General features: G+C 56.3%; 26 protein-coding genes, 1 tRNA gene and 1 pseudogene. 25 read left to right on the forward strand and 3 right to left on the reverse strand.

All coding sequences use genetic code 11. From position 1 onward, the window contains the following. Nucleotides 1–91 precede the first annotated feature (91 nt). Nucleotides 92–457: a hypothetical protein gene (locus PSQ90_RS15290; RefSeq protein ID WP_282211130.1), complete on the forward strand. Its 366-nt coding sequence runs from the start codon at nt 92–94 to the stop codon at nt 455–457. A gap of 304 nt (nt 458–761) precedes the next feature. Continuing rightward, nucleotides 762–1,121 carry a hypothetical protein gene (locus PSQ90_RS15295; protein WP_282211131.1) on the forward strand — a complete coding sequence of 120 codons (360 nt, stop codon included), beginning with the start codon at nt 762–764 and terminating at the stop codon, nt 1,119–1,121. A gap of 13 nt (nt 1,122–1,134) precedes the next feature. Here PSQ90_RS15295 and PSQ90_RS15300 read toward each other — a convergent pair whose 3' ends face one another. Next, entirely contained in the window at nt 1,135–1,899 is a 765-nt protein-coding gene (locus PSQ90_RS15300; RefSeq protein WP_282211132.1) for a sulfite exporter TauE/SafE family protein, read from the reverse strand. Nucleotides 1,900–2,114: 215 nt separating this feature from the next. Between PSQ90_RS15300 and PSQ90_RS15305 the strand changes: the two genes are divergently transcribed. From PSQ90_RS15305 to PSQ90_RS15350, 10 genes and pseudogenes are all read left to right on the forward strand, one after another. Continuing rightward, entirely contained in the window at nt 2,115–2,555 is a 441-nt protein-coding gene (locus PSQ90_RS15305) for a glyoxalase superfamily protein (RefSeq protein ID WP_282211133.1), read from the forward strand. A 114-nt stretch (nt 2,556–2,669) separates the two neighbouring features. After that, nucleotides 2,670–3,377 carry a glutathione S-transferase N-terminal domain-containing protein gene (locus PSQ90_RS15310; protein ID WP_282211134.1) on the forward strand — a complete coding sequence of 236 codons (708 nt, stop codon included), beginning with the start codon at nt 2,670–2,672 and terminating at the stop codon, nt 3,375–3,377. A 123-nt stretch (nt 3,378–3,500) separates the two neighbouring features. Continuing rightward, nucleotides 3,501–3,593: transfer RNA gene (locus PSQ90_RS15315), tRNA-Ser, on the forward strand. A gap of 100 nt (nt 3,594–3,693) precedes the next feature. Next, complete coding sequence (locus tag PSQ90_RS15320; protein ID WP_282211135.1) at nt 3,694–4,269, forward strand: DUF6538 domain-containing protein; 576 nt, start codon at nt 3,694–3,696, stop codon at nt 4,267–4,269. A 57-nt stretch (nt 4,270–4,326) separates the two neighbouring features. Beyond that, nucleotides 4,327–5,331: a site-specific integrase gene (locus tag PSQ90_RS15325; protein WP_282211136.1), complete on the forward strand. Its 1,005-nt coding sequence runs from the start codon at nt 4,327–4,329 to the stop codon at nt 5,329–5,331. A 54-nt stretch (nt 5,332–5,385) separates the two neighbouring features. Then, nucleotides 5,386–6,624, forward strand: coding sequence for a phage portal protein (locus PSQ90_RS15330; protein ID WP_282211137.1), 1,239 nt, complete (start codon nt 5,386–5,388; stop codon nt 6,622–6,624). A gap of 24 nt (nt 6,625–6,648) precedes the next feature. Continuing rightward, nucleotides 6,649–6,969, forward strand: a pseudogene (locus PSQ90_RS15335) (gene transfer agent family protein); the annotation flags it as partial. Next, nucleotides 6,959–8,494: a phage major capsid protein gene (locus PSQ90_RS15340; RefSeq protein ID WP_282211138.1), complete on the forward strand. Its 1,536-nt coding sequence runs from the start codon at nt 6,959–6,961 to the stop codon at nt 8,492–8,494. The pseudogene PSQ90_RS15335 and the gene PSQ90_RS15340, both read left to right, overlap by 11 nt. A gap of 15 nt (nt 8,495–8,509) precedes the next feature. Continuing rightward, a complete protein-coding gene (locus PSQ90_RS15345; RefSeq protein WP_282211139.1) occupies nt 8,510–8,890 on the forward strand; it encodes a hypothetical protein in 381 nt (126 codons plus the stop codon). A gap of 143 nt (nt 8,891–9,033) precedes the next feature. After that, nucleotides 9,034–9,471, forward strand: a complete 438-nt coding sequence (locus PSQ90_RS15350; RefSeq protein ID WP_282211140.1) for a hypothetical protein — start codon at nt 9,034–9,036, stop codon at nt 9,469–9,471. Nucleotides 9,472–9,496: 25 nt separating this feature from the next. On the opposite strand, the gene PSQ90_RS17060 is transcribed toward PSQ90_RS15350, so the two are convergent. Next, nucleotides 9,497–9,622, reverse strand: coding sequence for a hypothetical protein (locus tag PSQ90_RS17060; protein ID WP_328517510.1), 126 nt, complete (start codon nt 9,620–9,622; stop codon nt 9,497–9,499). Between the two features lie 51 nt (nt 9,623–9,673). On the opposite strand from PSQ90_RS17060, the gene PSQ90_RS17065 reads away from it, so the two are divergent. Next, entirely contained in the window at nt 9,674–9,826 is a 153-nt protein-coding gene (locus PSQ90_RS17065; RefSeq protein WP_328517511.1) for an HNH endonuclease signature motif containing protein, read from the forward strand. 14 nt (nt 9,827–9,840) lie between these two features. Here the strand turns inward: PSQ90_RS17065 and PSQ90_RS15360 are convergent, their stop codons facing one another. After that, entirely contained in the window at nt 9,841–10,044 is a 204-nt protein-coding gene (locus tag PSQ90_RS15360; protein ID WP_282211141.1) for a hypothetical protein, read from the reverse strand. Between the two features lie 130 nt (nt 10,045–10,174). On the opposite strand from PSQ90_RS15360, the gene PSQ90_RS15365 reads away from it, so the two are divergent. From PSQ90_RS15365 to PSQ90_RS15420, 12 genes are all read left to right on the forward strand, one after another. Continuing rightward, entirely contained in the window at nt 10,175–10,468 is a 294-nt protein-coding gene (locus tag PSQ90_RS15365; RefSeq protein WP_282211142.1) for a head-tail connector protein, read from the forward strand. Between the two features lies 1 nt (nt 10,469). Next, nucleotides 10,470–10,892, forward strand: a complete 423-nt coding sequence (locus PSQ90_RS15370; protein ID WP_282211143.1) for an HK97-gp10 family putative phage morphogenesis protein — start codon at nt 10,470–10,472, stop codon at nt 10,890–10,892. Beyond that, nucleotides 10,889–11,308, forward strand: a complete 420-nt coding sequence (locus PSQ90_RS15375) for a DUF3168 domain-containing protein (RefSeq protein ID WP_282211144.1) — start codon at nt 10,889–10,891, stop codon at nt 11,306–11,308. The genes PSQ90_RS15370 and PSQ90_RS15375 overlap by 4 nt, the downstream gene beginning before the upstream one ends. Further along, nucleotides 11,301–11,612 (forward strand): head-tail adaptor protein, encoded by a 312-nt coding sequence (locus PSQ90_RS15380; RefSeq protein WP_282211145.1) that lies wholly within the window; start codon nt 11,301–11,303, stop codon nt 11,610–11,612. The genes PSQ90_RS15375 and PSQ90_RS15380 overlap by 8 nt, the downstream gene beginning before the upstream one ends. Then, entirely contained in the window at nt 11,612–12,007 is a 396-nt protein-coding gene (locus PSQ90_RS15385) for a phage terminase small subunit P27 family (protein ID WP_282211146.1), read from the forward strand. The genes PSQ90_RS15380 and PSQ90_RS15385 overlap by 1 nt, the downstream gene beginning before the upstream one ends. Continuing rightward, a complete protein-coding gene (locus PSQ90_RS15390; RefSeq protein ID WP_282211147.1) occupies nt 11,985–13,604 on the forward strand; it encodes a terminase large subunit in 1,620 nt (539 codons plus the stop codon). Before PSQ90_RS15385 ends, PSQ90_RS15390 begins: the two co-directional genes overlap by 23 nt. A 2-nt stretch (nt 13,605–13,606) precedes the next feature. Then, a complete protein-coding gene (locus tag PSQ90_RS15395; RefSeq protein WP_282211148.1) occupies nt 13,607–15,220 on the forward strand; it encodes a terminase large subunit in 1,614 nt (537 codons plus the stop codon). Between the two features lie 20 nt (nt 15,221–15,240). Beyond that, nucleotides 15,241–15,918 carry a phage portal protein gene (locus PSQ90_RS15400; RefSeq protein ID WP_282211149.1) on the forward strand — a complete coding sequence of 226 codons (678 nt, stop codon included), beginning with the start codon at nt 15,241–15,243 and terminating at the stop codon, nt 15,916–15,918. After that, a complete protein-coding gene (locus tag PSQ90_RS15405) occupies nt 15,899–16,165 on the forward strand; it encodes a hypothetical protein (protein ID WP_282211150.1) in 267 nt (88 codons plus the stop codon). The genes PSQ90_RS15400 and PSQ90_RS15405 overlap by 20 nt, the downstream gene beginning before the upstream one ends. Before the next feature lie 48 nt (nt 16,166–16,213). Further along, the gene (locus PSQ90_RS15410; RefSeq protein WP_282211151.1) at nt 16,214–16,828 is read left to right on the forward strand and encodes a head-tail connector protein; all 615 of its coding nucleotides are present in this window, start codon (nt 16,214–16,216) and stop codon (nt 16,826–16,828) included. Continuing rightward, nucleotides 16,828–17,157: a phage head closure protein gene (locus PSQ90_RS15415; protein ID WP_282211152.1), complete on the forward strand. Its 330-nt coding sequence runs from the start codon at nt 16,828–16,830 to the stop codon at nt 17,155–17,157. The genes PSQ90_RS15410 and PSQ90_RS15415 overlap by 1 nt, the downstream gene beginning before the upstream one ends. Before the next feature lie 203 nt (nt 17,158–17,360). Further along, entirely contained in the window at nt 17,361–20,450 is a 3,090-nt protein-coding gene (locus tag PSQ90_RS15420) for an SNF2-related protein (protein ID WP_282211153.1), read from the forward strand. Nucleotides 20,451–20,463: the final 13 nt, after the last annotated feature.

Here is a 20,463-nt window from a genome sequence, read left to right on the forward strand (position 1 = left end):
GTCTAATCGTCATCTTTAAGCGAATCGCTTTATTTGATGCATGGTTGTTCTTCTCAATTCAATCCTTGCCATTTTGACAGGAGATAGAACCATGAGTGCAGATAGCGAAACTCAGATGCCGACTGAAAGTGTACAGGCAGCTGCGGCCGCAAATCGCAACAACAATGGCCTTGCCGTCGCGGCAAGCAGCGATCCGGTTTCGATCAACTCGAACCGCTACTTTGACCCCAAGGTACACGACGAACTCGACCATCAGTTGCGTCGCCACCGGGCGGACCTTCACAATATCGATGGCAATATTGCCAAGTTGGAAGAAGCCATCGACGCCGACCAGAAGCGGATTCAGGAATTCAAACTGGCATTGGCCGATAAGTCGCAGGCTCGCACCCGTCTGGTCGCAGTCCGTACTGCAATGGCCCGCTTTATCCAGGGTCTGCAAGCCAAGGATGGCCGATAGACCACTATCGGCCCGTCCCTCTGTATTCAGATTGCGGAGCAAGCCAGATGCTAACACAAGATGATCTTCAATCACTTATGCGTACGATTGACCCCATTTCCCCCAACGTGCCTGCGGGTTCGAATCAAGACCCCACTGCTGAACTGGTGGAGAGACTTGAGGCCCACCGCGTCGACAACATGCTGCTGGCGATGATGGAAGAAACGCTGTTTTCGGCCGACACCGAAGCAGAAATGGTGCCACCGCCGGTTCGGGCCAAGCCGAGGAAACGCGCACCAAAAAACCAGCCAAGAGCCAGGCCAGGGTGGCGAAGACAGCGAAGACCCGGTCAAAGACCGGCTCCAAAAAGTCGCAGCCGAAGTCCGCCGAGGGCGCCGATCACGTCAGCCCTGAGGCCGAGGCGCAAATGGACGAACTGGTTTGGCAGTTGACGTCACATCGGCACGAACTTGTGGTGATTGACACCCAACTGTCGCAGCTCGACGACCTGATCGGGTCGGAGAAGACCGCACTGTCGCAACATCGCGACATGTTACGATGCAAAATGCAGGATCGAGCTCGCCTGTTGCGTTTGCGCAAGGCCACGGCACGCCTTGTCAGTGCGTTGCAGCCACTTTCGACGGCAAGCGCGCAAGCATCCGACGAGACGCCGCTCGCGGTTTGAATTCGCTGGCCAGTCAGACGATGATGCGCCAGAAGAAATAGACGGTGGTCACCAATCCGTAGACTATGACGGCAAGCCTTATGGCCTTGGCGGGGACGAGATGTGCGTAGCGCGCTGCCAGGTATCCGCCGATGGTCACGCCAACCAAAGCCAATGAACCGTGGTACCAGTCGATTGACCCGCTTATGGCAAAGCGGATGACGGCGACGCTTGCTACGACGGCTGAAATCCAGAGTTTTAGCCCGTTCATGGCATGAATATCGGTCATGCCGGCGGTGGCCAGGAACGCCAAAAGCAAAATGCCGAGTCCGGCGTTAAAAAAACCACCGTAGATGCAGACCAACGCCAGAAATGCCAACAGCAGTGCTGCTCCGGCGAGCGCCATCCGGCGGCTGGCACCAGCTCTGGCTGCCACAAAATTGTTGATCTGCTTGCCAAAGGCGAACAGGACTACGGCGAATAGCATGAGCCAGGGAACAACAAGGGAAAACTGCCGGTCCGACACCACGAGCAGCAATTGGGCGCCTATATAGCCAAAAATGGCTGCGACTATCGAGTACAGCACAAGGCGATGACGGTATTGCAGAATGGCTTTCCAATAACCGATCGCGCCGCTGGCATAGCCGGGCAGGGCAGCATAGGTGTTTGAGGCATTGGCAATGACCGGCGGGACGCCAGCCAGCAACAGGGCAGGGAACACAATAAAGGAGCCGCCGCCCGCAAGGGAATTTACAGCGCCACCCAATAGGCCGGCCAGCAGCAAAAGCAATTCAGTCATTCTTGGATCCCGTTCGCACAGTCGGTCTTGACATTATCTCTATTCAATATCATTTAGCGGAAAGGTTGTTGACGCCTGCCGCTCGCCGGGATGTTCCCGATGGTGAAGTCAATCACGCACCGCGTGCCAATCGCATGAACAGTCTTGATAGTGAGGCATTCATGGCAAAGCGAGCCCCATGGGACTTTGGCCTCTTGCTATGAAGGACTTTATTCATGTCATATTCTCTCGATACGCCCAGCATTCAAACTCTTAAAGCCGAAGCCAGATCACTGCGCGACGAGCGCGTCAAGGCTGGGGGCGCAATTACCCACGCCATGGCGCTGGAAGAAGTCGCCAAAACCCATGGATATCGTGACTGGAATACCGCTGTCGCGATGTTGCCCGAGAGGGTTGCTGTACCTGTGCAGGTCGGTGATCGGGCGAGTGGCCATTATCTTGGGCAGCCGTTCAAAGGGCTGGTGATTGGCGTGCAAATACTAAGCGACATGCAGCATTATCAGGTGACTGTAAAATTTGACAACCCGGTGGACGTTGCAACCTCGAAGCTGTTTTCCGCGTTTCGTCATAGAGTTACGGCCACGATTGATGTGCACGGCGTTTCCCCCGCCCACACTAGCAACGGCGTGCCGCAAATGCGGGTGCGCCGCATTTGACCCGGCGGCAACGAGCGTAAACGGCGCTCGTTGCTTGCCATTCATCGTTAAATGACGATATAAGGCGCTGATTGAATATTCCCCTGCATCAGCAGGCGACACATGGATGACGGCATGACCGCGCAGAACAAACCGATCGAACTCTACTTTTTCCCAACGCCCAACGGCTACAAGATTTCGGCGATGCTTGAAGAATTGGGCGTTCCTTATGATCTGCGGATCATCCATATCGGGAAGGGCGACCAGTTTACGCCAGAGTTCCTGTCGGTTTCGCCGAACAACAAAATTCCCGCAATTGTCGATCCAGAAGGGCCGGACGGCGTGTCCATCTCGGTCTTTGAGTCAGGTGCCATTTTAAAATATCTGGCGACCAAGTTTGGCAAATTCTATCCAACTGATCAACGATCACAAGTTGCCGTGGACGAGTGGTTGTTCTGGCAGGTTGGTGGGTTCGGCCCCATGCTGGGTCAGAACCACCATTTTGCTCTCTATGCGCCCGAAAAGATTGAATATGCCATCAATCGGTATCGCGACGAGACGCACCGGCTGTACGGCGTTTTGAACAAGCAACTTGATGGCCGGGACTATATTGTGGGCGACTTTTCCATCGCTGATCTTGCCTCGATTGGATGGGCGCGCGGTTGGGAGCGTCAGGGGATGGATATCAAGGATTTTCCGAATGTCGCTGCTTGGATCGAGCGTGTCAGCGAGCGGCCGGGCACCAAGGCTGGTCTTGCTTTGACGCTGGAGAGTGGCGAACGCGTTGATTTGACCAAGGATGTCAATGCCAAAGCCGTGCTATTTGGTCAGCGCGCGCGCTAATGAACTGCCGCGCCACCTTGGAGGTGACGCGGCGCAGGGCTGCCCTTCAATTCGTTGAGGAAATTTGGGTGGTCGCCGGATTATCGCTTGCCAACTCCGGCTCTCATCGTTAGACCGACCGGCGGAGAGGTGGCCGAGTGGTCGAAGGCACGCCCCTGCTAAGGGCGCAGATGGTGTTGAACCGTCTCGAGGGTTCGAATCCCTTCTTCTCCGCCACCACACCCCTAAGCCTTTGATGTTGCAGAAAACCCTTGTGTTATATGGGGTTTGGTCGCAAAACGAGTCACAAAACTGGTGACAAAATCGAGCGGCTGGCATGAAACATCTACATCAGATTAGGGGGCGGTGGGCGGTTCGGATCGGTGTGCCCGACACTCTTCGCAATATCATCGGGAAGCGCGAGTTACGCGAGTGGCTTGGCACCGATAAGAATGTTGCGCAGCGTAGCGCACCCGCAGTAATCGCTCGATTCTATCAACAGATCGACGAGGCAAAAGCTCTGCTTGAGGGTTCCTCCCAAACCCTAAGGGCCGCAGCACAGCATCACTACGCCCGCGAGCTTGCCGCCGATGACAGGGAGAGAAGCGCCCTTGGCGGAACTGCCGAGTTCCGCAGTTTTACCGCACCCATTAAAGCGGCCAAGTTGCGCCTGCTTGTAGCTCATCAACTCCCCAGGGACGAGGCCGAGGCACTAATTGGATATGCGGCGGATGATGCCATCGCTGACGGTGCCGTCAATCCGGCGCTTGAGCGTGGCGAATTGCTCCGCGTTCTTGCCGAAATTCATCTTGAGGCTATGGCACGCTTTGAAGAGCGCGACGCCGGGCGAATTGCCCTAAGTGATCCGAAAAGTGAATGGTTAGCTGCTGAACAGCCTGCCGGAGTTGTATAGACTCACCGACCCGCCGTGCGGGCCGATGGTCCGCCACTATCGGAACTTGTGACTGAAATGCACAAGGAGCGTCGCGCCGGAAACGGCAATCTATCTGAAGGAACGATAAACGAGCAGGTCGTAGCGGTTCGGATGTTGGAGGAATTTCTGGGAGGCCCGACGCCCGCCTGTGCCATCACCAAAGCTGATATGCTCAATTACAAGCGCGCTCTGATGGATACGCCGACAAATTATCGACTTCGCTTCCCTGGCAAGACGCTACCCGAAGCTATTACCGCCAATGCAAAGCTCGAAAACCCGCACAAAGTGCTTAGCCCCCAAACGATCAATATCAAATGGCTCACTCATATTGGCACGATTATGGGATGGTGCGTGGCGAATGATTTGATTGAGGCAAACCCGGCGCGCGGCGTGAAAGTGGCGACAAAAAAAGGAAAGAGTGAGCCGACGCGCGTCCCATTCAACCAAGATGATTTACAGAGAATTTTCGGCAATGAGCTATTCTCTGATCCCAAATCCTTCGAGACAAAGCAGTGGTCATTGCTCCTGGCACTTTACACGGGCGCCCGATCTTCGAGTGAAATTGCACGCATCAAGCTTTCGGATATTTTTCAAGAGCAATCGGTGAACGTCATTCATTTGGAGGATGCCAGCAAGAATGTCCGCTCGAAGAGGTTGGTGCCTGTTCACCGTGACCTAATTGACTTAGGATTTTTGGATCATGTAGAGGCGTTGCGCAAACAAGGTAAGAGGCGACTATTTTGGGATTGGGAGCCGGAGGACAAAATTAACCGCTGGTTTCTTCGCACTTTCAAACCGCAAGTTGGTATTTCTGACAGCCGCAAAGTGTTTCATTCATTTCGCCATTCACTCAAAACTGAGTTGGCGAAGCGTGGTGTGAACCGTGATGTATCTGATCTGATCACCGGTCATAAAGACCAGGCCGAAAGTGGCACCTATATCCACGATGCGAGTGTCACAATGATAGCTGCAATGAATGAAGGGTTGAATCGGGCAAACTTCAATTTGAAACTTCCTAGGAAAATAAACTTATATGTTTGAAAAAATTCCTATTTAGGTTAGAATGGGTTGTTCAATTAATTAGGAGCAACCGACTTGCCTATTTCCAAAATCATCGGCGGCTTGTTTGCCCGCAACACGAAGTCAGAGCCAATGTCCCCTGTCAGTCAGGCGGATCCATTGGCTGGGCTGTTGCTGGGATTTGCGCCGACCATCGCAGGCCCATCGGTCACGCCACAGAATGCAATGCGTGCGCCCGCCGTTGCTTCAGCCATTCAACTAATTTCTGAAACGGTTGGCACACTGCCCACCAAAGTTTTTAAGCGCACGAGCGGTGGCAAGGAGGCGGACGCCAAACATGGTGCCTATCGCCTGGTGCACGATGAGGCCAATGATTGGACCAATGCGGCCCAGCTTCGCACCCAGCTCACCGCCGACGCGCTGAAATATGACCAGGGCGGCTTTGCTCTGGCAAATCGCGTCAATGGCGGTGTTGTAGAGTTCATCCGTCTTGACCCCGCCAACGTTGCCATCAAAGCCGATGATGCGGGCGAACCAACCTATTTGGTCGGGAAGGGGAGCAAGCAAAAGACATACGGTTTTCGGGATATTTTGCATATCCAGGCCTTTGATGGTGTTGCGCCGATCAAACGAGCACGGGACGCGATTGGACTTTCGTTAGCCCTTGAAGAATACGCGGCCCGGTTGTTCCGGAACGATGCCCGCCCATCGACTGTTTTGGTCCTGCCTGAACGTATGCCCGGCGGTGATAATTCGACGGCGCTGCAAAACATGATGGCAAGTTGGACCGCAACCCATGGCGGTTCGGCCAATAGCGGCAAGCCCGCAATCGTGCCAGCTGGATCACAAATTGTGACCCTTTCCAATACAGCTACAGATGCACAGTTCGAGCAGATGCGCCGGTTTCAGACTGAAGAAATAGCCCGCGCCTTTCGAGTGCCGCCGACGATGCTTTTCGACTTGTCGCGCGCCACCTGGTCAAACTCCGAGGAAATGTGGCAGCAATTTTTGACGATGACGTTGCGGCCCTGGCTTGATGCCTGGCAGTGGGCATATGCGCGCGTGCTGCTTACCCCTGAAGAGCGTGCCGACCACTACATAGAATTTGTGACCGATGATCTTTTGACCGTGAGCCATGCCGCCCGCGCCGAAAGCTACGCCAAATATCGGGCCATGGGCGCGGTCACTGCCAATGAAGTGCGCGCGGGCTTGAACCTACCAGCGCTGCCCGGTGGCGACAGGTTGGAAAACCCAAACATTACGCCCGGCGCTGCCAATTCCGATGCACCCAAACCAGATCAGGAAGCGGCATGATGACCAAAGCATTTCTTTGGCGACAGCGAGCGGGATTTCTCGCTATCGCCCAATCTGATCCCAGAGCTCGAGCGAAAAACCAATCGCGGTATTGGCTCGCTTTGCCGTGATCTGATCGCTGGAAATTTCCACCTTGCGGAAATCACCGAAACAATCCGGCTTGCCATGATCGGCGGCGGCACCGCGCCTGAGGAGGCCGCCGCACTGGTTGGCACTTACATCGCGGCCCGTCCGCTTGCCGAGGCCCATATTCTTGCCGCCGACATTCTTGGCGTTGTTTGGGTTGGATCGTTAGATGCCACCGAACAAACCATGAAACCCAAGGAACCCGTCGATGACTTCTAAGCTCGAACTTAAGGCCGATATTGCGGTTGATGATGCTGGCACCATTACGGGCGTGGCGTGGCCATTCGGTGAACCGGACAGCGTCGGTGACGTGATTGAAAAGGGCGCGTTCTCTTTCCCCGCTGCCTTGCCCATTGTGCTTGAGCACGACCAGGGTGCGGTGATTGGTGTTTGGGAATCCTATTCTGAAACCGACGCCGGGCTTGAAGTTAAGGGCCGTCTATTTGTTGAGGGCGTTGCGCCGTCCAAAAAGGCCCATGCCGAACTTCGCAAAGGGCGCATGGCAGGCCTGTCGTTAGGTTTCAAAGGCAATGCGTTCACCGACCGCACCGGCGGCGGGCGCACATTCACCGACATTGACGTTACCGAAATTTCGCTATGCCGCAATCCGGTTCATCCCGGTGCGCGGATAACCGCCGTTAAGGCAACCCCTCCCAAGGAAAATCTAATGGACCCCGAAACTATCGACGAAACCGAAACTAAAGCCGCGCTCGAACTTAAAGCGGCAAATGACAATTTGACCAAGTTGACTGCCCGGCTGGAAAAACTTGAAGCCAAGGCACAGCGTCCGGTGGCAGCAAACGACAACGAACCGACAGCGACTGAAGAACGCAAGGCGTTCGCCCAATATCTTCGTCTGGGCAACACCGCTGGCGACACCGTGCTAAAGGCGCTCAATGTGAGCAATGATGCCCAGGGTGGCTATCTGGCACCGGCTGAGGTTTCGAGTGAGTTCATTCGTGAGCTGGTTGAGTTTTCGCCGTTGCGCACCGTCGCAACCGTGCGCAATACCGGCGCGCCATCGGTCATCCTGCCAAAGCGCACCGGCCAGACCAATGCCAAGTGGAAGGGCGAACTTCAGGCGACTACCGAAAGCGAAATCGGTTTTGGTCAACTTGAAATCCCGACCAAAGAATTGGGCACCCACGTCGATATTTCTGCCCAGCTATTGGACGACGCGCCGGTTGCTGAAGCTGAAGTGCGTTTGGCGTTGGCTGAAGACTTTGGCCAAAAGGAAGGCGTCGCCTTTCTTAATGGCGATGGTGTACTCGCACCACGCGGCTTAATGACCGACGACGCAATCACCCACACAGCCAACGGCCACGCCACCAACCTTGCCGCTGATCAGTTGATTACGCTCATGTATGCCTTGCCTGCTACCTATCGCAATCGTGGCACCTGGCTATTGAACGGCACCACGCTGGCAACAATCCGCAAGCTCAAAGACGGGCAGGGCAATTACCTTTGGCAGCCGTCTTACCAGGCTGGCCAGCCGGAAACGATTTTGGGCCGCCCGGTGGTTGAAATGGTCGACATGCCCGACGTTGAAGCTAATGCCTTCCCAATCATCTTTGGCGACTTTGGCACGGCATACCGCATCTATGACCGGCTCGAAATGTCGGTTTTCGCCAACCCCTATTTGCTCGCTACTGAAGGCCTTGTTCGCATCCATGCCCGTCGCCGCACTGGTGGTGATGTTGTGCAACCCAAAGCCGTCCGCAAACTCAAAATGGCCACGGCCTAAAAGGAGACTAGAACCATGCGTGATCACGCTTCCAATATCGCTTTGGCTTCGGCCATTGCGCCCGCCGTGCAAACGGCAACCGTCACCGGTGCGGCAATCGACGTGCAAGAGGCCAACGGCGTAACTGTTATCGTCCATACCGGTGCAATTGCTGGTTCTGGTGACTTCACCGCCAAACTTCAGGAAAGCGCCACAACCGCCGACGAGGATTTTACCGACGTTGAACACCTGATCGGCAGTTTCCCCGACAGCCTTGAAGCCAGCGCCACCATCAAGGTGGGCTACGTCGGTTACAAGCGCTACGTGCGCGCCGTGCTGACCAAGAATAGCGGCACCTCAATTGCAGCAAGCGCCTTGGTCGAGCTTTCCGCCTTGCGCGCCCGTCCGGCGGTCTAGAACGATGCGGCTCGCGGAGACAATCAATGTGGTCATTGCCGGTCAGCAAGTGACCTTGCACCGGGGCCGCCCTACGCCTTGCCCGTAAGCACGGCGATTTTGGCAAACTGGCGTCGGCGGTTATCCAAGGCCGCTTGGAAACCATGGCCGAATTGATAGGCGAGGGAACCGGTTCGCCCAAAGACGCCGAAACGTTCGGTTTCGATATTCACCACCTGGGTGCGCGCGCCTTGAGTGAATTTCAAATGCCCTTGCTCGAATTTATTACCTGCCTTGCCGGAATTGAGCCGGGCAGTAGGCAAGCGCCCACCACTGGCAATGCCATGCCGATGACCGATTATTTTGAGCACTTGTTCAAGATCGCCACCGGCTGGTTGGGCTGGACGCCAGACCAGGCCTGGGAAGCAACCCCGGCGGAAATCATTGCCGCAAAGGAAGGCCGCACTGATCTGGTTTCCGACATTCTAAAAGCAGTATTCGGCGGGGAAAGCGATTCAGATCAAGTGCAGTCGCCAACCGCCAATGACGAATTTGACCGCGCCGCCTTTAACGCGCTCAAAGCCAAGATTGCGAGGGGCTAGTATAAAGCCAGTCGCACCACCTAGGCTATGTGCCTGCGGCAAGATCGTCGCTTCTGGTGAACGCTGCCAGTGTCAGATCATCAATGACCGTGCCCGCAAGGCCCGGCATGATCGCCGCCGCCCATCGGCCCGCCAACGTGGTTACAATCATGAATGGCGCAAAGCGCGCCAAGAGTTCCTAAAGCACAACCCGCGCTGCGCAATGTGTGGCCAGCTAGCCAACACCGTTGACCATATCATTCCGCATAAGGGCGAAGACCGGTTGTTCTGGGACAAGGCCAACTGGCAGGCGCTTTGTGCCCACCATCATAACAGTGCCAAACAGCGTGAAGAGCACAGGCCGGTGCAGTCATGACGGTGAGGCACTTGTCAGTCGTTATGAAAGCAGAAGTCGCACATTGGGATATTTGCGTTGCCGCCTTTGGCAGCGTCAAACTCATTGCCGCAGTGAATGCAGGTCAGCATATGACCGTTGCTCCAAGTAGTTTGTGCATTCGCCCTGCGCAGTCTTTTAAGTTCAGCAGCAACTTCGGCCTCGGAGAATGGCGATGATTTGGGTGTTTTCTGGCTCATTTCAATACGCAATCAAATCCAACAGTAAAAAGCAACAACTAGACCCCCGGGTGGTTAGCAATTTCCCAGCCTTTAAGGGGACCGGCGCGGGGAGCGTCGCGCAAGATTTTTCCGAAATAGAGTTTTCACAATGACCGCGCTTGCCGACCTGAAAAACCAGCTTTCAATGACCGCCGACGATGACGTTGATGATGATTTCATCGCTGCCAAGATCGCCGCCGCTGAAACCTACACCACCGCAATGATCGGTGCGGAAACGCCCGTCGCCTATGATGAGGCGTCCGCCGACCTGCGCCAAGCGATCCTGATGCTTGCGGCCCATTGGTTTGAAAATCGGGAAGCCAGCACCATCGGCACTAGCGCTGCAATCGTGCCTATGGGCTACGCCGATCTTGTCGCTACCCATCGAAAATGGGTGTTTTGACATGGCAAAATCTAACCAATTGGCCCGGTTTGAGGCGCGAATGAACGCTATTCCGAAGGCCGTTCGTGAGGCTGTGCAACCGGCACTGGCGAAAAACGCCGACGAATTGGCGAGTGCCATGAAACACCTTGCCGAACCGTCGCGTGATACCGGGGCACTAATCGACAGTATTCACGCCACTTTGCCCGGCGAACGAACCCCGCCTTATTCCCAGCCAGGAGGCAACCAGACCGCAAGTGAGCTCGAAGCCCTGGTAACAGCTGGCAACAGTGAGGTGCGCTATGCGCACCTGGTTGAATACGGCACTAGCGACACCGACGCCCAGCCGTTCTTTTGGCCATCGGTTCGCTTGCTCAAAAAGCGGCTCAACAACCGCATGAAGCGCGCGATCAGCAAAGCCGTGCGCACGAAGTGGGACCAATGACAGAACCATCACTCGCTTTTCAGATTGCAATCCGGAACCACCTAGTTACCGCATCTAGCGTGACCGATCTGGTTGCGCCTGATTGGATCATCGACGGACCGACGCGCCCGGAACATTTTCCCTGCATCATTGTCGGCGAAAGCCAGACATTGATGGTCGGGCGCTCTTACCGCACGCGATCCATTGAGATTTTCTCGGACGTGCACATTTGGTCGGCCCAAGAGGGCGGGCTTGCCGTGGTCAAGGAAATCGGCGGCGTGGTTTGGAATGCGCTGGAAAGCCTTGGCGAAATTCCTGGGTTTTCTATGCCGGATGGCATTCGAATTGGAAGCCTTCGCACCATGCGAGACCCCAAAGGGCACGGCCACGCGGTGATTAACGTTCAGGCCATGCTTGAGGAATTGCATTATGCGTAGTGGCAGTCTCACCCACACCGTCAATATTGAACGCGCGGCCCGAACGGTTGAGCAATCCGGTGCGGTTGCTGCGACCTGGATGCCACTTTTTACGCTCAAAGCCGCCATCGATACCTTTGATAAAACAGAAATCGACGAACCGTTTGGGGAAGCCGCCGACGCACTAGTTATTTTCTCAATGCGCTACCGGCCCGGCGTTACCACCGATGATCGGCTGATCTATCAAGATGAGGCCTTCCATATTCGTGCCATTCGATTGATTGGGCGGCGCGAAATGCAGCTCAAAGCGGAAAGAGCCAACTGATGCGCGGGCGCAATCCAGCCAGCATTGTCGCTGGCACTTCACCGGTCACCAAGGTGCCACCAGCACCGTCTTATCTTTCAAAAGACGGCAAGGCCGAATGGCGCAAAGTCGCGCCGATCCTGATTACTGAACGCAAGACGTTGACGCACGCCGATTTAGCCACGCTGGAAAACTACTGCAATGCCGTTGCGATCATGCGCGAGGCCCGGCGGGTGTTAAACGCTGAAGGCTTGATAACGAGCACCGGCAAGCGGCACCCAGCGTTTGGGATCATGAACGCGGCCCAGACCACCCAAAGGCTTTGTGCCGCCGAACTTGGCCTTACGCCGGTGAGCCGGTCACGGCCCGCCGTGCGCAATGACGATAGAGACCATGACAACCCTTTCGGAATCTAGCACCTATCCCGCCTGGATTTATGACGGCACACCAATCGACGATACCTTTGGCCATGGCGAAAAGGCCGTCGAATTCTTACGCTGGTTGAAGCATCCCAAGAGCGGGCTACCAGGCAAGGCATTCCAGCTTGATCCATGGCTTGAACGTATCGTGCGCCGCATCTATGGGCCACGGCACCCTGATGGCTCACGCATTATCAAAACGGTGGTGTTGTTGTTGCCGCGTGGCAATCGCAAGACCAGCACCGCCGCCGCCTTGGCCCTGTTGCACACCATTGGGCCGGAGCGGGTGCCGCATGGCGAGGCAATCTTTGCTGCCGCCGACCGCAAACAGGCCAGCATTGCCTTCAAGGAGGCGCTGGGTATTGTGCAGGCGCGCCAACAAATAGCGGGTGCTGTGAAGGTCTATGATGCACACAACAGCGCCAAGAAAATCGTCTATTCCAAGGAACACGTGACCCTAGAAGTCATTTCTGGTGATGCAGGAACCCAGCATGGCCGGACGCCCAATTTCGTCCTGGCTGATGAGCTGCACGTTTGGCCTAACTTTTATCTCTGGGAAGCTTTGCAATCGGGTTTGGACAAGTCTGACAACACGCTGATGGTGGTGGCAACCACCGCCGGACGCGGGCAAGAAAACGTTGCCTGGGAGCAGATCGAAGACGCCCGCAAGGTTGCGCGTGGCGATATTGCCGACCCTTCAATTCTGCCAATACTTTTTGAAGCAGACCGGGGTGCCGATTGGCGCGATGAAGCCATTTGGTGCGCGACCAATCCCGGCTTGGCCCATGGCTATCCCAGCCTTGAGGGTTTCCGTCGCGCCGCCGCCGCCGAACGCAGCATGCGCGAACGTCAGAGTTTCAAGCAGCTAAAGTTGAATATCTGGCTGGATCAAAGCACCGAGCCTTTTGTGGATATGGAAGTCTATGACACCGGTGCAGGTGAAGTTGAGCCAATGGACAATGAGCCTTGTTGGATCGGCGTGGATATGAGCACCACCACCGATTTGACCGCCGTTGTTGCTGCATTCAAAGACGAGGACGGCATTGTTTCGGTGTTGTCGCATTTTTTCTTGCCCGCCGATCTGTTGCGCGACCGAGGTGACCGCGACGGCGTGCCCTATCCCGAGTGGGCAGCGCAGGGCTATTTGACCGCAACGCCCGGCAATGTGATCGATTATGGTGCCGTGACTGAGCACCTTCGCGAACTATGCGCGCGCTTTGATGTGCGCGAATTGAACTTTGACCCACACTTCGCCCAGCCAGTTATGGCACCGCTCATTGATGATGGCCTGCCAGTGCTCACCATGCGCCAAGGCTGGGTAACCCAATCACCAGCACTTAATGAACTTGAGCGCGTCATCGTCGGTGGAAAATTCCGGCATGGCGGGCACCCGCTGTTGCGTTGGTGCTTTGCCAATATTGCCATCCACACCGACAGCGCCGGAAACCGCACGATGCACAAGGGCAAAAGCACCGGGCGCATAGATGGCGCGGTTGCCACCTGGATGGTCGTTAGCCGTGCCGCAGCCAACGACAATGCACCCAGCTATTGGGACGACCCAGATTTAGCACAATCACTATATGGAGTGGCCTAACCATGGCAGATGAAGAACGCCTTGTTGTCGCGCTTGAGGCGCGCATTACCCAGTTTGAAAAGAACTTTGCCCGCGCCACGCGGACTAGCTCTGACAGCTTTCATAAAATGGAGACCCGTAGCAAAGAGGCGGCAAACAATCTTGAGAAAAGCATGGGTGGTGCTGCCAGCCGCACGGCCTATGTTGAGGTGGCGCGCAAGAATGGCAAATCGGTGCTGCTTGCCGGTACTGCGCTTTATGCCCTTGTTGCCGATGGCGAGCTGGGCGCGCATGTCTATTCCGCGGCGACAACCCGTGACCAGGCGCGCATCGTCTTTAGCGAGGCAAAGCGCATGGTAGGAGCAAGTAGCGCGCTACAGGCGAGGGTTACCCGTACAGTCAACAATCTTGCCGTTTTGCCGACCTCGTCCTGGTTTCGGCCTCTGTCGGCGGACGCGACGAAAATGGATGGTCTGAACGTTCACTTTGCTGCGGTTGATGAGGTGCACGAGCACCCGGGGCCTGAAATTATCCAGAAGTTGAACACCGCAACCGGCGCGCGCCGGCAATCGCTGATCTTTGAAATCACCACAGCGGGCTATGATCGCCATTCGGTCTGCCGCCAGCATCACGAGTTCTCGGTCAAGGCGCTGGAAGGCACTGTGCCGACAGAGTCCGCAGATAGTTGGTTTGGCTATATCGCCACCATTGATGCGGGCGATGACTGGACCGATCCTAAAGTGTGGGTGAAGGCCAATCCCAGTCTCGGCGTCACGGTGAAGACGGATGATCTGAAGCGCCAGATCGATGAGGCAAAAGAAATGCCGGCCCAGCAGAACGCGATCCGGCGGCTGCGCCTCAACGAATGGACTGAGCAGGTGACGCGCTGGCTCGACATAAGCGTTTGGGAGGAGGGAGGCCTCCCCGTCGCCACCGACTGGTGCGTCGTCAAACACGAGCTTGAGGCGCTAGAGCTGAAGCTGCTGGGCCGCGAATGCTACGGCGGACTTGATCTTGCCCGCGTCAACGATTTGTCGGCGTTCGTGCTCGCCTTTCCACCGACGCTGGAGGGTGACCTCGGCAATCTGGCGGACAAATGGATCGTGCTTTGCCGGTTCTGGATCCCAGAGGAAGACATCCTGCGTCGCGTGCGGCGCGACCGCGTGCCGTATGACGTCTGGCGCGACCAAGGATATTTGACCGCCACGCCGGGTAACGCGACGGACTTTGCCTTTGTGGAGACAGAAATCCTCGAGCTGGCGTCGCGATACGACATGCGCGAGCTTTCTTATGACCGGACCTTTGCAGGCGAAATCGTTCAAAACTTGCAGGACGAGGGCCTGAGCCTGGTGCAGTTCGGTCAGGGCTTTTTGAGCATGGCCGCGCCCACCGCGGAACTGGAGCGACTGTCGGTCTCGCGGTCCCTCTGGCATGGCGGTCATCCGGTATTGCGCTGGAACGCCTCCAATGTTGCGGTTCGCCACGATCCCGCCGGCAATATCAAGCCGGACAAGGAGCGCTCAACCGAGCGGATCGACGGCATCGTGGCTATTTGCAACGCACTCGGTCGGGCACTGGCCCGTGACGTCAATGCCGGCCGCTCGGTCTATGAGAGCCGCGGCATGCTGATGCTTTAGCAGCGCGGAAGAGAAACCAAATGGCATTCTGGTCAAACTGGTTCGGTGGTGCAAAACCGCCGAGCGCCTCTCTGCACGCGTCGTTCCAGGATGCTGGGGGTGGGATTGTCATTGCGACCAGTCAGCAGCTGGAAGAGGCATTGCGCGCCGGCAATGTGACGGGATCGGGGGCGACGGTCACCCCAAATAGGGCCATGCGGGTGGCCGCTGTCTATGCGTGTGTACGCATCATCTCCGGCGCCGTCGCTACCTTGCCGTTGCACATCAAACGCTGGGTGGATGAGCGCATCCGTGAGGATGCCTCCGACACGCTGATCTGGTCGGTGCTGCGACGCAAGCCGAACCGATGGCAGACGCCTTCTCAATTCCGCCGCATGCTGCAGGCGCATCTGCTACTGCGCGGCAATGCCTATGCCATGATCGTCCGCTCGCGTGGCCTGGTTCAGGAGTTGATCCCACTGCATCCCGACCGGGTCGCCGTAAGCCAGGCCGATGATCTGACGCTCGATTATCTTTATACGCGCGCGGATGGCCGCCGCATCAAGCTGTCGCAGGACGAAGTCTTTCACCTCGTCGGACTGACACTCGATGGCGTGCATGGTGTCTCCGCCAGCGGTAATCCTGCTTGCCATCGGCATCGGCGGCATCACGTTCTCCGGCTCGAACAAGATCGAGTTTGTGCTGACCCACTCCAATGATGACGTCAACTATTCGGCGGTCACTACCGACGACATGCTTGGCTGCACTGTTGGCACTGGCGGCATCATCAAGGCGCTTATCACTCTCCAGGCTGCCGCTGCGACCTATCGCTACGGCTACAAGGGCGGCAAGCGTTACCTGAAGCTGCTGGCCGACTTCACGGGCACCCACGGCACCGGCACCCCGATTGCCGCGATCGTGCTCAAGGGCCACGGCGCCGACAACCCACAGGCCAACCAGGCTTAACGAATTGGGGCGGCTTCGGTCGCCCCGTTCTCTTTTCTAGGGGCACTCATGATGCACAAACCCGTCCTTTTGACCGCCCCGACCATGACGCCCGTGTCTCTGGCTGAAGCCAAGGTGCAGCTGGCCGTCGACCATAATGAACATGACGACATGATCTTGAGTTTCATCGCGGCTGCGGTAGGCCATCTGGATGGATGGGTGGGCATCCTTGGCCGTTGCCTTGTCGAGCAGACATGGCGGCAGGACTTTGACAGCTTCAGCGGTTGTATGCGCCTGCCGCTCTATCCAGTGTTGTCCGTCACCAGCGTTGTTGCGAGCGATCGCGCGGGAGCACAGACAACCATCGCTGACAGCGATTATCTGCTGATGGATGACGCCGCTGGCGCATTCGTTCGTTTTAAGAGCGGCGCGGTGCTGCCTTCGGATTTGTACGCCATCAAGCCAGTGGCAGTGACCTATAAAGCTGGATATGCGACGGTCCCGGAAGTGCCGGGGGATCCTGCTATCCCGGCACAATCCTCCATCCCCGCCGCCATCAAAGCGGCAATCCTAATCCACGTTCGGCTGATGTACGACGCCTATCGACTTGGTGCGGATGCTGGACCGATTCCAACAGACGCGATTGACGCTCTGGTCGCGCCTTTTCGCCGGGTATCTTTCTAATGCTAAACGCCGGGAAACTCGACCGCCGCATCACCCTGGAGCGGCATGGCATCAGCTATAATAGCGACAACGAGCCTATCGAAGGCTATACCGCGATAGCCACGGTCTGGGCGTCATGGCGGCGAGCATCGGCGCGCGAGCAACTGGCAGCCGCAGAAATTCAGGCGACGGTCACCGACATCTTTGTCGTGCGATGGAGCACCACGACGGCAACAGTCACGCCAATGGATCGCTTGGTCTACAATGAACGCACGTACAACATAGCCGAGGCCACGGAGATCGGCCGGCATGAAGGGGTGATGTTGCGTGGATCGGCGATGGCTGAATAACGAGGGGAGCGGGCGCCTTGTTCTTTCGTCTTGTCACGACATTGCGTGTACGGACTATTACCGGCTAATAAAACGGCAGACTATTTTTTGCTGACGGGGAACCTTTGCAGCCTATCGTTGGATCATTTGTACGCCTTAAGTCCGACCCAACCCGCGCTGGTGTACTTCAGCCAGGCGAGCCGCGTTCTCGTGCGGGTAGCAAGATGCTCCCAGTTCTATTTCCAGATGGAAGCCAGGCTTGGCTACCTGAGTCAGCCCTTGAAGTGGTGCCTTTGGCGCTCCCTCCACTAGATCAAAGGTTCGAAGACGGCAGCTTTGCTGATCCCGAATGGTTGCGTCGCACCCTTGCTCGCCTCCGAGTCACCGGTCGACTCACCAACGTCATTTACAGCATGGAGGCTACGGACACTGACTTCTACGCTTTCCAGTTCAAACCCGTCCTTAAGCTGCTGAACTCGCCAAGAGATGGGTTGCTCGTCGCTGATGAAGTCGGTCTTGGAAAGACAATTGAGGCCGGACTTATTTGGACAGAGCTGCGTGCAAGGCTGCAGAGCAATCGCCTTTTGGTGATCTGCCCGAAGACGCTTTGCCAGAAGTGGCGCAGCGAACTTCACCAACGGTTTGGCGTTGATGCGCGCATTGTCAACGCTGATGAACTTTTGGAACTTGTTAGCGGTTCGGCCGGCGCTAACAGCGGCTTTGCGGCTATCGCGAGCATGCAGTCGCTGCGGCCACCAAGAGGGTGGTCTGATGATGAGACAGTTGGGCAAGGTAGAAGGTTAAATCCTCGCGCATTGCTGGCACGATTTCTAGATGCAGCCGCAGAAGAAACACCGCTTCTCGATTTGCTGGTGATCGACGAAGCGCATCATATGCGCAATCCAGAAACAGCACTTCATGCCCTTGGCTCACTGCTCAACTCAGTAAGTTCGCACAGGGTTTTCTTGTCAGCGACGCCAATTCACCTGCGCAACCGTGATCTTCAATCCCTACTCCGGCTGATTGATCCGGACACCTTTGAGTACGAGGATACCCTTTCCGAGCTTATTGAAGTCAACGCTCCAATTGTACAGGCCCGGGATCTGGTGCTTAAGCCTGATACAACCGCGGCCGATATTTTGAGGCGGCTAGACGAAGCAATGCGGTACCAGCTTCTCGCCGACAGCGCAGCTTTGCGATTAGTTCGAAAAGAAATCGAGAGCGCGGAACTGACAATGAGCAAGCGGGCGGAAATTGCTTCAAGACTGGAGCAAGCCAACCAACTCGCAAATTATGTTACCAGGACTCGCCGCCGGGACGTCGAAGAATTCCGAGTCAGAAGAGATGTGAAAGCTCCTACTCTGACTATGCTGCCGGTCGAATCTGTCTTCTATCATGCAGTGACCGAAGAGGTCCGTCAGTACGCTATTGAGAACGACGTGAGCGATGGCTTCTTGCTATCTATGCCACAGCGCTTGTTATCGTCGAGCCCCGCTGCAGCTTCGGCCTACTGGTCGAGCCTAGCTGCCGGGCAAATTTCTTCATTGGTGGATGAGGACGACGGGTCGGATGAGCTGGACGAACAAGACATGCCCTCGCCACACATCGGGCCGCTAGTGTCGCGCTTAGCCTTTCTTTCGAGCCGGTTAGGTTACACCCAACAGCTTCGCGCCTGTGACAGTAAGTACACGTTGCTGCTGGATCAGCTTCGGAAAGTGTGGGCCGACGACGCCCTAGCAAAGGTTATAGTATTTTCCACGTTCAAGCACACACTGGGCTATCTGCAAGAGAGGCTTACGGAGGACTTTGGGAGGGACAGCCTTGAGTTGCTGCACGGTAGCATTCGGGAGCCACGAGAAGTAGTGCTTCAGCGGTTTAAGGCTGATGTCAATCGAAAGGTCCTCCTGTCATCCGAGGTAGGCAGCGAGGGCATAGACCTTCAGTTCTGCTGGCTGGTTGTGAACTACGACCTTCCCTGGAATCCAATGCGGCTCGAGCAAAGGATTGGCCGCGTTGATCGCTTGGGACAGAAGCAGGACGTGGTTGTCATTCTGAACCTCGTGTTCGACGGCACTATCGATCAGCGCATATATAACCGGCTTTATGTCAGGTTGGGACTCGGTCAGAAAGCACTGGGAGAGTTTGAGGCAGTCTTGGGAGAGCCCATTCGTGACATGACAAGGAAGCTGGTCAATCCCCAACTGACAGATGCTCAGAGGATCGAGGCGATCGAACAGGCAGCCCAGGCGCTTGAGGTGCTCCGCCAGCAGGAGGACGCCCTGGAGGAGCAGGCGGGTGCCCTAATTCGGCACGGCGACTACATACTTCAGTCGATCGCAGACAGCCGCCGAATGAACCGTTGGCTTAGTGGAAATGACGTTCTGGTTTACGTGCGCGACCGCCTACATCGCTCGTTTCCGGGAAGCATGATCGAGATGAGCCCTGCGGGGTCAGATCGCTACCGTATCAAGCTCTCGACCGAAGCCGTGGAAAACTTTTCAAGCTATCTCGCTCGCAGAGGGCTGAAGGGCACCACCCGAATCCTTGGCGGAAGCGATCAACAGAGGTATCGCTTTGAAGCATCGGTGGCGCGAAAGCGAGACGGGGACGCCGAGGTGATTTCTCAGATTCATAGTCTGGTTCGGTTTGCAGCCTACCTAGACTCGACAGACGAGCTCCAACAGCCACAGCCCGTAGCTGCCACTCTACGCCAGTCTGACCTAGATTTTGAGTGCTCCACCGGCACCTTCGTGCTGGGAATCAGGCGCTGGAATGCCAGCACCCCGGAGGCCAGTGTCGTCGCAAACAACCGTATCGCATATGCTGGCGCTCATCTCGAAACAGGGGCTGCACTTTCTCCAGAAGAGGCGGAAGTGCTTGCATCTGCAATCGCAAACAATGGCAGGGTACTGCCGAACATTGCTTCTGACCCCCGACTGCCGGCTGGGGCCGCACTGTTGAGAATGAGTGTACTCACCGAGCTTGATGATAGGTTCGTTAACTTCGTCGCACAGGCGCAGGCGCAGGTCTCTGACCGGGTTCGCATCCGGCGGCGTGCACTTCAACGCCATCAAGACGCGAAAACACTGACCCTGGTACAAACTCGTGACAAACACTCTGAACGAGCAACAGATTTTGAGAAGAGGGGGCAGACCAAAGAGGCGAGGCAACGTCGATCCTTGGTGGAAGCTACAGAAGGAAAGCTACGAAGATTGCACGAGAGCTGTAGACAGAGACTAACAGAATTGGAAGTATTGGATAACATCACCCCAGAAATGAGCGACGTCGCGGTGGTAATGGTTCAGATAATTTAGGGGCTTGTGGGGG

Origin of the sequence: Devosia rhodophyticola (assembly GCF_028816475.1) — a bacterium.
Taxonomy (GTDB): domain Bacteria; phylum Pseudomonadota; class Alphaproteobacteria; order Rhizobiales; family Devosiaceae; genus Devosia; species Devosia rhodophyticola.

Excerpts from the sequence above, each read along its gene's own strand:
- PSQ90_RS15375 (WP_282211144.1), top strand. The coding sequence starts at position 10,889 with ATGACAGAACCATCACTCGCTTTTCAGATTGCAATCCGGAACCACCTA.
- PSQ90_RS15300 (WP_282211132.1), bottom strand. The coding sequence starts at position 1,899 with ATGACTGAATTGCTTTTGCTGCTGGCCGGCCTATTGGGTGGCGCTGTA.
- PSQ90_RS15420 (WP_282211153.1), top strand. The coding sequence starts at position 17,361 with ATGCTCCCAGTTCTATTTCCAGATGGAAGCCAGGCTTGGCTACCTGAG.
- PSQ90_RS15310 (WP_282211134.1), top strand. The coding sequence starts at position 2,670 with ATGACCGCGCAGAACAAACCGATCGAACTCTACTTTTTCCCAACGCCC.
- PSQ90_RS17060 (WP_328517510.1), bottom strand. The coding sequence starts at position 9,622 with ATGATTGTAACCACGTTGGCGGGCCGATGGGCGGCGGCGATCATGCCG.
- PSQ90_RS15325 (WP_282211136.1), top strand. The coding sequence starts at position 4,327 with ATGCACAAGGAGCGTCGCGCCGGAAACGGCAATCTATCTGAAGGAACG.
- PSQ90_RS15305 (WP_282211133.1), top strand. The coding sequence starts at position 2,115 with ATGTCATATTCTCTCGATACGCCCAGCATTCAAACTCTTAAAGCCGAA.
- PSQ90_RS15390 (WP_282211147.1), top strand. The coding sequence starts at position 11,985 with ATGACAACCCTTTCGGAATCTAGCACCTATCCCGCCTGGATTTATGAC.
- PSQ90_RS15365 (WP_282211142.1), top strand. The coding sequence starts at position 10,175 with ATGACCGCGCTTGCCGACCTGAAAAACCAGCTTTCAATGACCGCCGAC.
- PSQ90_RS15345 (WP_282211139.1), top strand. The coding sequence starts at position 8,510 with ATGCGTGATCACGCTTCCAATATCGCTTTGGCTTCGGCCATTGCGCCC.
- PSQ90_RS15380 (WP_282211145.1), top strand. The coding sequence starts at position 11,301 with ATGCGTAGTGGCAGTCTCACCCACACCGTCAATATTGAACGCGCGGCC.
- PSQ90_RS15385 (WP_282211146.1), top strand. The coding sequence starts at position 11,612 with ATGCGCGGGCGCAATCCAGCCAGCATTGTCGCTGGCACTTCACCGGTC.
- PSQ90_RS15290 (WP_282211130.1), top strand. The coding sequence starts at position 92 with ATGAGTGCAGATAGCGAAACTCAGATGCCGACTGAAAGTGTACAGGCA.
- PSQ90_RS15415 (WP_282211152.1), top strand. The coding sequence starts at position 16,828 with ATGCTAAACGCCGGGAAACTCGACCGCCGCATCACCCTGGAGCGGCAT.
- PSQ90_RS15410 (WP_282211151.1), top strand. The coding sequence starts at position 16,214 with ATGATGCACAAACCCGTCCTTTTGACCGCCCCGACCATGACGCCCGTG.
- PSQ90_RS15340 (WP_282211138.1), top strand. The coding sequence starts at position 6,959 with ATGACTTCTAAGCTCGAACTTAAGGCCGATATTGCGGTTGATGATGCT.
- PSQ90_RS15360 (WP_282211141.1), bottom strand. The coding sequence starts at position 10,044 with ATGAGCCAGAAAACACCCAAATCATCGCCATTCTCCGAGGCCGAAGTT.
- PSQ90_RS15395 (WP_282211148.1), top strand. The coding sequence starts at position 13,607 with ATGGCAGATGAAGAACGCCTTGTTGTCGCGCTTGAGGCGCGCATTACC.
- PSQ90_RS15370 (WP_282211143.1), top strand. The coding sequence starts at position 10,470 with ATGGCAAAATCTAACCAATTGGCCCGGTTTGAGGCGCGAATGAACGCT.
- PSQ90_RS17065 (WP_328517511.1), top strand. The coding sequence starts at position 9,674 with ATGTGTGGCCAGCTAGCCAACACCGTTGACCATATCATTCCGCATAAG.
- PSQ90_RS15350 (WP_282211140.1), top strand. The coding sequence starts at position 9,034 with ATGGCCGAATTGATAGGCGAGGGAACCGGTTCGCCCAAAGACGCCGAA.
- PSQ90_RS15320 (WP_282211135.1), top strand. The coding sequence starts at position 3,694 with ATGAAACATCTACATCAGATTAGGGGGCGGTGGGCGGTTCGGATCGGT.
- PSQ90_RS15400 (WP_282211149.1), top strand. The coding sequence starts at position 15,241 with ATGGCATTCTGGTCAAACTGGTTCGGTGGTGCAAAACCGCCGAGCGCC.